The following is a 7,268-nucleotide window of genomic DNA, read 5'->3' on the forward strand; positions in this document are numbered from 1 at the left end:
AGTCCTCGATGCCGTTGCGCGTCTCGTTGGTGAACTTGCAGAAGTTCACCTTCCAGGCGTGGCTGGAGACGCCCAGCATGAAGATGTTGGCGCCCGAGCAGAAGATGCGGTCCTTGTCGCTGGTGACGATGACCGTGCGCACTTCGGGGTGCTCGAAGCGGATGCGGTTGAGCGCATCGTGCAGTTCGATGTCCACGCCCAGGTCGTAGCTGTTGAGCTTGAGCTTGTAGCCGGGGCGCAGGCCGCCGTCCTCGGCGATGTCCAGCGCCAGGCGGGCCACCGGGCCCTCGGTGCTGAGCTTCCAGTGCTTGTACTGGGTCGGGTCGGTGCGGTAGTCGACGCGGGGGGCGGCGGTCTGGGTCATGGAAAGTCTCCTGCGTGGCGGCGGTGGGGGTCAGGCCGGATGCGACATGCATTTTTGTGCATCCATGACATGCATCATCGTGCATGTCATCGGGCGCGTCAACCCCTTCCGCGTTTTTTTGTCTTCAAGGAAGGGCGGCCCGGTCTATCCGGCCTCGGCCATCGCCTGGCGCACCGCCGTGCGCAGCGCCTCGAAGGCCTGCTGCAGCGTCCGGCCGCTGGTGTCCACCTGCAGGTCGGCCTTGGAATAGAAGGCGGCCCGCCCGTCCAGGATGCGCTTGAGGTCGTCCATCGCCTCGCGGCTGGCGGCCATGGGGCGCACGTCGCCCTGGGCGGCCACGCGGCCCATGTGCTCCTCGGGCCGCGCCCGCAGCCACACGGTGGTGCAGTGCGCCAGCAGTTCGTTGAAGGTGGCCGGGTCGGAGACGATGCCGCCGGGGGTGGCGATCACCACCTCGCCGTAGATCTGCACCGTCTCTTCCAGCGCCCGGCGCTCGTAGCGGCGGTAGGCGTTGGTGCCGTACAGGTCGTGGATCTCGCGCACGCTGCAGCCGGCGAACTTCTCGATCTCGCGGCTGAGTTCGATGAAGGGCAGCTCCAGGTCGTCGGCCAGCATCTGGCCCAGGGTGGACTTGCCGGCCCCGCGCAGGCCGACCAGCGCGATGCGGCGCGAGCGCGCCGGGTCCACCGCGGCGGTGCCCAGCAGCTCGCCGATGGCCATGCGCACCCGGCGCAGGTCGGCCTCGGAGCGGTTCTCCAGCAGCTCGCGGATCAGCAGCCACTCGGGCGAGCTGGTGGTCACGTCGCCCAGCAGCTCGGCCATGGAGCACTGCAGCGCGCCGGCCACCTGCTGCAGCACCAGGATCGACACGTTGCCGGTGCCGTATTCCAGGTTGGCGAGGTGGCGCTCGGAAACGTCCGCCGCCAGCGCCACCGCCTTGCGGGTGAGGCCGCGGCGCGCGCGCAGGCTGCGCACCCGCTCGCCCACGGCGGTGAGCAGCGGGTCGCGCGATTCGGCGGGCTCGGCGGCGTGCTCCTGCGCCGGCCGCACGGCAAGGGCGGATTCCTGGTCCGTCATGAAGTCAGTTCCTCGGGGGTCGCGCGGCCTAGGGTTAACACCAAACATGCACTATATTGCTTGACAGGGGGTCCGGCGACTTTTATGGTTCGCGTGCAAGCAAGATACTGCACATCGCCGGAAGCCACAAGCCGGCGTGTCAACCCCGCGAGACACCACCACGATGGCCAAGGAAGATTTTCACGCGCTGGTCGCCACCCTGACCGCCCAACTGGCCGGCCGGCCGCTGGACGGCGAGCTGGACGCCTGGCTCAACCGCGAGCACGGCCCCGGCAGCACCACCTACGCCTGCCTGAAGGCCGCCTGCGAGCAGGGCGTGGCCGAGGGCTGGCTGTGCGAGCGCGAGGGCGGCGGCATCCGCTACGGGCGGGTGTTCAAGGCCGAGGACGCGCTGCACCGCTTCTCCGTCGACGTGGTCGACATGAACGACATCGCCGGCCCGCACCACACCCATCCCGGCGGCGAGATCGACCTGATCCTGCCGCAGGGCGGCGAGGCCACCTTCGACGGCCGGCCGGCCGGCTGGTGCGTCTACCCGCCCGGCAGCGCGCACCGGCCCACCGTGCGCCAGGGCCGCGCGCTCGTCCTCTATCTCCTGCCCGAAGGGCAGATCGAATTCACCAAGGGTGCCTGAACCATGACCGAGCTTCTTTCCAACTACGTCGGCGGCCGCTGGCAGCCGGGCACCGGCGCCGGCACGCCGCTGTTCGACCCGGTGCTGGGCACCGAACTGGTCCGCGTCGACGCGACGGGCCTGGACCTGGCCGGCGCCTTCGCCTTCGCCCGCGACACCGGCGGCGCGGCGCTGCGCGCCCTGACCTACCGCGAGCGCGCTGGGCTGCTGGCCGCCATCGTGAAGGTGCTGCAGGCGAACCGCGACGCCTACTACGAGATCGCCACCGCGAATTCGGGCACGGTGAAGAACGACTCGGCGGTGGACATCGACGGCGCGATCTTCACGATCGGCCAGTACGCGAAATGGGGCGACGCGTTGGGCGACGCCCGCGCGCTGCGCGACGGCGAGCCGGCGAAGCTGGGCAAGGAGCCGGTGTTCCTCTCACAGCACGTGCAGGTGCCCACGCGCGGCGTGGCGCTGTTCATCAACGCCTTCAACTTCCCCTCGTGGGGGCTGTGGGAGAAGGCGGCGCCTGCCCTGCTCTCGGGCGTGCCGGTGATCGTCAAGCCGGCCACGGCCACCGCCTGGCTGACGCAGCGCATGGTCAGGGACGTGGTCGAGGCCGGCGTGCTGCCGGCCGGCGCGCTGTCGGTCGTGTGCGGCAGCTCGGCCGGGCTGCTCGACCAGCTCAAGCCCTTCGACGTGCTCTCCTTCACCGGCTCGGCCGAGACGGCGGCGACGATCCGCGGCCACGACGCGGTGGCGCGCCACTCGGTGCGCACCAACATCGAGGCCGACAGCCTCAACAGCGCCGTGCTGGCGCCCGGCGCCGCGCCCGGCTCGCCGGCCTTCGACCTGCTGGTCAAGGAGGTGGTGCGCGAGATGACGGTCAAGTCCGGCCAGAAGTGCACCGCCATCCGCCGCATCCTGGTGCCCGAGGCGGCCTACGACGCGGCGGCCGAGGCGATCGGCGCGCGCCTGGCGAAGACCACCGTGGGCAACCCGCGCAACGAATCCGTGCGCATGGGCTCGCTGGTCAGCCGCGCGCAACTGGCATCGGTGCGCGAAGGGCTGCAGGCGCTGGAAGGCGCCGCGCAGGTGCTGCACGACGACCGCGCCGCCCCGCTGATCGACGCCGACCCGCAGGTGGCCGCCTGCATCGGCCCGGTGCTGCTGGGCACGCGCACGCCCGACGCGGCGCAGGCGGTGCACGACGTCGAGGTCTTCGGCCCGGTCGCCACGCTGATGCCCTACCGCGACCTGGCGCACGCCGAGGCGCTGGCCGAGCGCGGCCAGGGCTCGCTGGTCGCCTCGCTGTACGGCGAGGACGCGGGCGAACTGGCCCGCCTCGCCACGGCGCTGGCGGCCAGCCACGGCCGCGTGCACGTCATCACTCCCGAGGTGGCCCAGGCCCAGACCGGGCACGGCAACGTGATGCCGATGTCGCTGCACGGCGGCCCGGGGCGCGCCGGCGGCGGCGCCGAGCTGGGCGGCCTGCGCGCGCTGGACTTCTACCACCGGCGCGCGGCCGTGCAGGCGGGCCCCGCCGTGCTGGAAGCACTGCAGCCCTGAGCGGCGCGCCCCGCGATCGAACGAGACGAACTGGAGACCTCCTGATGACCCCCCCGAGCCGCCTGAACTTCGCCGAGCACCTGTTCACCCTGAACCGCGGGCGTGCCGGGCGCATCGCCTACGTGGACGACCGCGGCACGCTCAGCTATGCGCAACTGGAGGAGCGCTCGCGCCGCCTGGCCGCCGCGCTGGCCGCGGCCGGCATCCGGCGCGAGGAGCGCGTGCTGCTGCTGATGCTGGACACCAACGACTGGCCGGTCGCCTTCCTCGGCTGCCTGTACGCCGGCGTGGTGCCGGTGGCCGTCAACACCCTGCTCACCGCCGACGACTACGCCTACATGCTGGAGCACAGCCGGGCGCAGGCGGCGCTGGTGTCGGGCGCGCTGCTGCCCACGCTGCAGGCAGCGATGGAGAAGGGCCCGCACGAGCTGCGGGCGGCCTTCGTCGCCGACCCCGCGGGCGATCTGCCCGACGGCATGCAGGACTTCGCGCAGGCGCTGGGCGCCGCCGCGCCGCAGGCCGCGCCCGCGCCCACGGCGGCGGACGATCCGGGCTTCTGGCTGTACTCCTCCGGCTCCACCGGCAAGCCCAAGGGCACCGTGCACACGCACGGCAACCTGTGGTGGACGGCCGAGCTGTTCGGCAAGGCGGTGCTGGGCATCACCGAGGACGACGTGTGCTTCTCCGCCGCCAAGCTGTACTTCGCCTACGGGCTGGGCAACGCGCTGACCTTTCCGCTCTCGGTGGGCGCCAAGGTGGTGCTGATGGCCGAGCGGCCCACGCCCGACGCCGTCTTCAAGCGCTGGACGAACACCGAGCATGCGCCGACCGTGTTCTTCGGCGCGCCCACCGGCTATGCGGGCATGCTCGCCTCGCCCGCCCTGCCGCCGCGCGAGGCGGTGCGGCTGCGCATGGGCTCCTCGGCCGGCGAGGCGCTGCCGGCGGAGATCGCGCAGCGCTTCAAGGCGCACTACGGCTGCGACATCATCGACGGCATCGGTTCCACCGAGATGCTGCACGTCTTCCTCTCCAACCGGCCGGGCGACGTGCGCTACGGCACCACCGGCAAGCCGGTCGCCGGCTACGAGATCGAGCTGCGCGGCGAGGACGGCCGCCCGGTGGCCGACGGCGAGGTGGGCGACCTCTACATCCAGGGCCCGAGCAGCGCGCTGATGTACTGGGGCAACCGCGAGAAGACGCGCGAGACCTTCCAGGGCGCCTGGACCAAGAGCGGCGACAAGTACGTGCGCGACGCCGACGGCTACTACACCTACGCCGGCCGCAGCGACGACATGCTCAAGGTCAGCGGCATCTACGTCTCGCCCTTCGAGGTGGAGGCCACGCTGATGCAGCACCCCGCCGTGCTGGAGGCGGCCGTGATCGGCACGCCCGACGCCGAGGGGCTGACCAAGACCAAGGCCTTCGTCGTGCTCAAGGCCGGCCGGCAGGCCACCGACGCCGAGCTGAAGGCCTTCGTCAAGGAGCGCCTGGCGCCCTACAAGTACCCGCGCATCATCGAGTTCCTCGACGAGCTGCCCAAGACCGCCACCGGCAAGATCCAGCGCTTCCGCCTGCGCGAGAAGGAAGCGGCGCAGTGAGCGAAGCGGGGACGACGCAGTTCGCGCAGATCGACTGGCGCGGCCGGCCGGTGCGCATCGAGCACCGCTGGATCGGCCCGCGCGAGGCGGGCGAAGGCGGCGCGCCGCTGGTGGTCTTCCTGCACGAGGGCCTGGGCTCGGTGGCGATGTGGAAGGACTTCCCCGACCGCTTGTGCGCCGAGGCCGGCGTGCGCGGCCTGGTGTTCTCGCGCCCCGGCTACGGCCGCTCGACGCCGCGCGCGGCGGACGAAGCGTGGGACGTGGACTTCATGCACCGCCAGGCGCACGAGGTGCTGCCCGCCTTCTTCGACGCGATCGGCCTGGCCGAGCCGCCCTGGCTCCTCGGCCACAGCGACGGCGGCTCGATCGGCCTGCTGTACGCGGCCCGCTTCCCGCAGCGCGTGCAGGGCCTGGTGCTGCTGGCGCCGCACATCTTCGTGGAAGAGGTGACGGTGAAGAACATCGAGATCGCGCGCCAGGCCTACCTGGAGGCCGGCCTGCGCGAGCGCCTGGCCCGCTACCACGACGACGTGGACTCGGCCTTCTGGGGCTGGAACCGCATCTGGCTGCACCCGCCCTTCGCCAGCTGGAACATCGAAGGCGAGCTGGAGGGCGTCCGCTGCCCGGTGCTCGCCATCCAGGGGCTGGACGACGAATACGGCACGCTGGCCCAGGTGCACGGCATCGCCGCGCGCGTGCCCGGCGCCCGGGTCCTGGAACTGCCGCAGTGCGGGCATTCCCCGCATCGCGACCAGCCCGGGGCGGTAATCTCGGCCGCCGCCGGGTTCATGGCGCAGCCCGCGGGCGCCTGAGGCGCCCGCCCCGGGCAAATACTTATTTGAGCCGTGAATAGTTTAGTGCTAAAGTAATTTCAACCACTCGAGGAGACAGGCATGAGCATCCGCATCGCACGCACCACCCTGACCGCCCTGGCGCTGGCCAGCCTTGCCGCCACCGCCGCCGCCCAGGGCGCCGGCAAGATCAAGGTGGGGCTGATGCTGCCCTTCAGCGGCACCTACGCCGCGCTGGGCGTGGCCATCGAGAACGGCTTCAAGCTGTACGTCCAGGAGCAGGGCGGCAAGCTCGGCGGCCGCGAGATCGAATACGTGAAGGTCGACGACGAGTCCGACCCGGCCAAGGCGACCGACAACGTCAACAAGCTGATCAAGCGCGACAACGTGGACGTGATCGTCGGCACCGTGCACTCGGGCGTGGCGATGGCGATGGCCAAGGCCGCCAAGGAAAGCGGCACGCTGCTCATCATCCCGAACGCCGGCGCCGACGCGGTGACGGGCCCGATGTGCGCGCCCAACATCTTCCGCAGCAGCTTCAGCAACTGGCAGCCGGCCTACGCCATGGGCGTGGTGGCCGCCAAGGAAGGCAAGAAGACCGCCATCACCCTGACCTGGAAGTACGCGGCCGGCGACGAGTCGGTCAACGGCTTCAAGGAAGGCTTCGAGAAGAACGGCGGCAAGGTGGTCAAGCAGCTCACGCTGCCCTTCCCCAACGTGGAGTTCCAGGCGCTGCTGACCGAGATCGCGGCGGCCAAGCCCGACGCGGTGTACTCCTTCATGGCCGGCGGCGGCGCGGTCAAGCTGGTCAAGGACTACGCGGCAGCGGGCCTGAACAAGAGCATCCCGCTGTACGGCCCCGGCTTCCTGACCGACGGCACGCTGGACGCGCAGGGCGAGACCGCGCAGGGCATGCTGACCACCCTGCACTACGCCGACGGCCTGAACACGCCGAAGGACAACGCCTTCCGCGCCGCCTACGCCCAGGCCTTCAAGCTGCAGCCCGACGTGTACGCGGTGCAGGGCTACGACGCCGCGCAGATGCTCGGCGCCGGCCTGGCCGCCACCAAGGGCGACTTCGGCAAGAAGGCCGAGCTGTCCGCCGCCATCCAGAAGGCCAAGATCGACAGCCCGCGCGGCGCCTTCACCATGAGCAAGGCGCACAACCCGGTGCAGGACATGTACCTGCGCAAGGTGGAAGGCAAGGAGAACAAGGTGGTGGGCGTGGCCGTGAAGGCCCTGGCCGACCC

The 7,268-nt window shown here is 71.0% G+C and carries 6 protein-coding genes and 1 pseudogene; 5 read left to right on the forward strand and 2 right to left on the reverse strand.

What is annotated here, in order from left to right; genetic code table 11:
• Together ACIY1X_RS22830 and ACIY1X_RS22835 are read right to left on the reverse strand one after the other, a co-directional pair.
• A pseudogene (locus ACIY1X_RS22830) lies at window positions 1-364 on the reverse strand (benzoyl-CoA-dihydrodiol lyase); the annotation flags it as partial.
• Between the two features lie 144 nt (window positions 365-508).
• Window positions 509-1,441 carry a helix-turn-helix transcriptional regulator gene (locus tag ACIY1X_RS22835; protein WP_399685045.1) on the reverse strand — a complete coding sequence of 311 codons (933 nt, stop codon included), beginning with the start codon at window positions 1,439-1,441 and terminating at the stop codon, window positions 509-511.
• Window positions 1,442-1,604: 163 nt separating this feature from the next.
• Here ACIY1X_RS22835 and ACIY1X_RS22840 point away from each other — a divergent pair, with 163 nt between their 5' ends.
• The 5 genes from ACIY1X_RS22840 to ACIY1X_RS22860 form a co-directional block, all read left to right on the forward strand.
• Window positions 1,605-2,075, forward strand: coding sequence for a DUF4863 family protein (locus ACIY1X_RS22840; RefSeq protein WP_038211562.1), 471 nt, complete (start codon window positions 1,605-1,607; stop codon window positions 2,073-2,075).
• A 3-nt stretch (window positions 2,076-2,078) separates the two neighbouring features.
• On the forward strand, window positions 2,079-3,629 hold the full coding sequence (locus ACIY1X_RS22845) for a 3,4-dehydroadipyl-CoA semialdehyde dehydrogenase (protein WP_399685047.1): 1,551 nt from the start codon (window positions 2,079-2,081) through the stop codon (window positions 3,627-3,629).
• A gap of 44 nt (window positions 3,630-3,673) precedes the next feature.
• Window positions 3,674-5,227 carry a benzoate-CoA ligase family protein gene (locus ACIY1X_RS22850; protein ID WP_399685050.1) on the forward strand — a complete coding sequence of 518 codons (1,554 nt, stop codon included), beginning with the start codon at window positions 3,674-3,676 and terminating at the stop codon, window positions 5,225-5,227.
• Window positions 5,224-6,039: an alpha/beta fold hydrolase gene (locus ACIY1X_RS22855; protein ID WP_399685052.1), complete on the forward strand. Its 816-nt coding sequence runs from the start codon at window positions 5,224-5,226 to the stop codon at window positions 6,037-6,039. The genes ACIY1X_RS22850 and ACIY1X_RS22855 overlap by 4 nt, the downstream gene beginning before the upstream one ends.
• 81 nt (window positions 6,040-6,120) lie before the next feature.
• The coding region (locus ACIY1X_RS22860) for an ABC transporter substrate-binding protein (protein ID WP_399685055.1) at window positions 6,121-7,268 on the forward strand (1,148 nt) is incomplete at its 3' end.

This window comes from Xenophilus sp., from assembly GCF_044462705.1.
In the GTDB taxonomy this organism is placed as follows: Bacteria; Pseudomonadota; Gammaproteobacteria; order Burkholderiales; family Burkholderiaceae_C; genus Xenophilus; species Xenophilus azovorans.

Coding starts and splice junctions, on each gene's coding strand:
- ACIY1X_RS22835 (WP_399685045.1), bottom strand. CDS start 1,441: ATGACGGACCAGGAATCCGCCCTTGCCGTGCGGCCGGCGCAGGAGCAC.
- ACIY1X_RS22840 (WP_038211562.1), top strand. CDS start 1,605: ATGGCCAAGGAAGATTTTCACGCGCTGGTCGCCACCCTGACCGCCCAA.
- ACIY1X_RS22845 (WP_399685047.1), top strand. CDS start 2,079: ATGACCGAGCTTCTTTCCAACTACGTCGGCGGCCGCTGGCAGCCGGGC.
- ACIY1X_RS22850 (WP_399685050.1), top strand. CDS start 3,674: ATGACCCCCCCGAGCCGCCTGAACTTCGCCGAGCACCTGTTCACCCTG.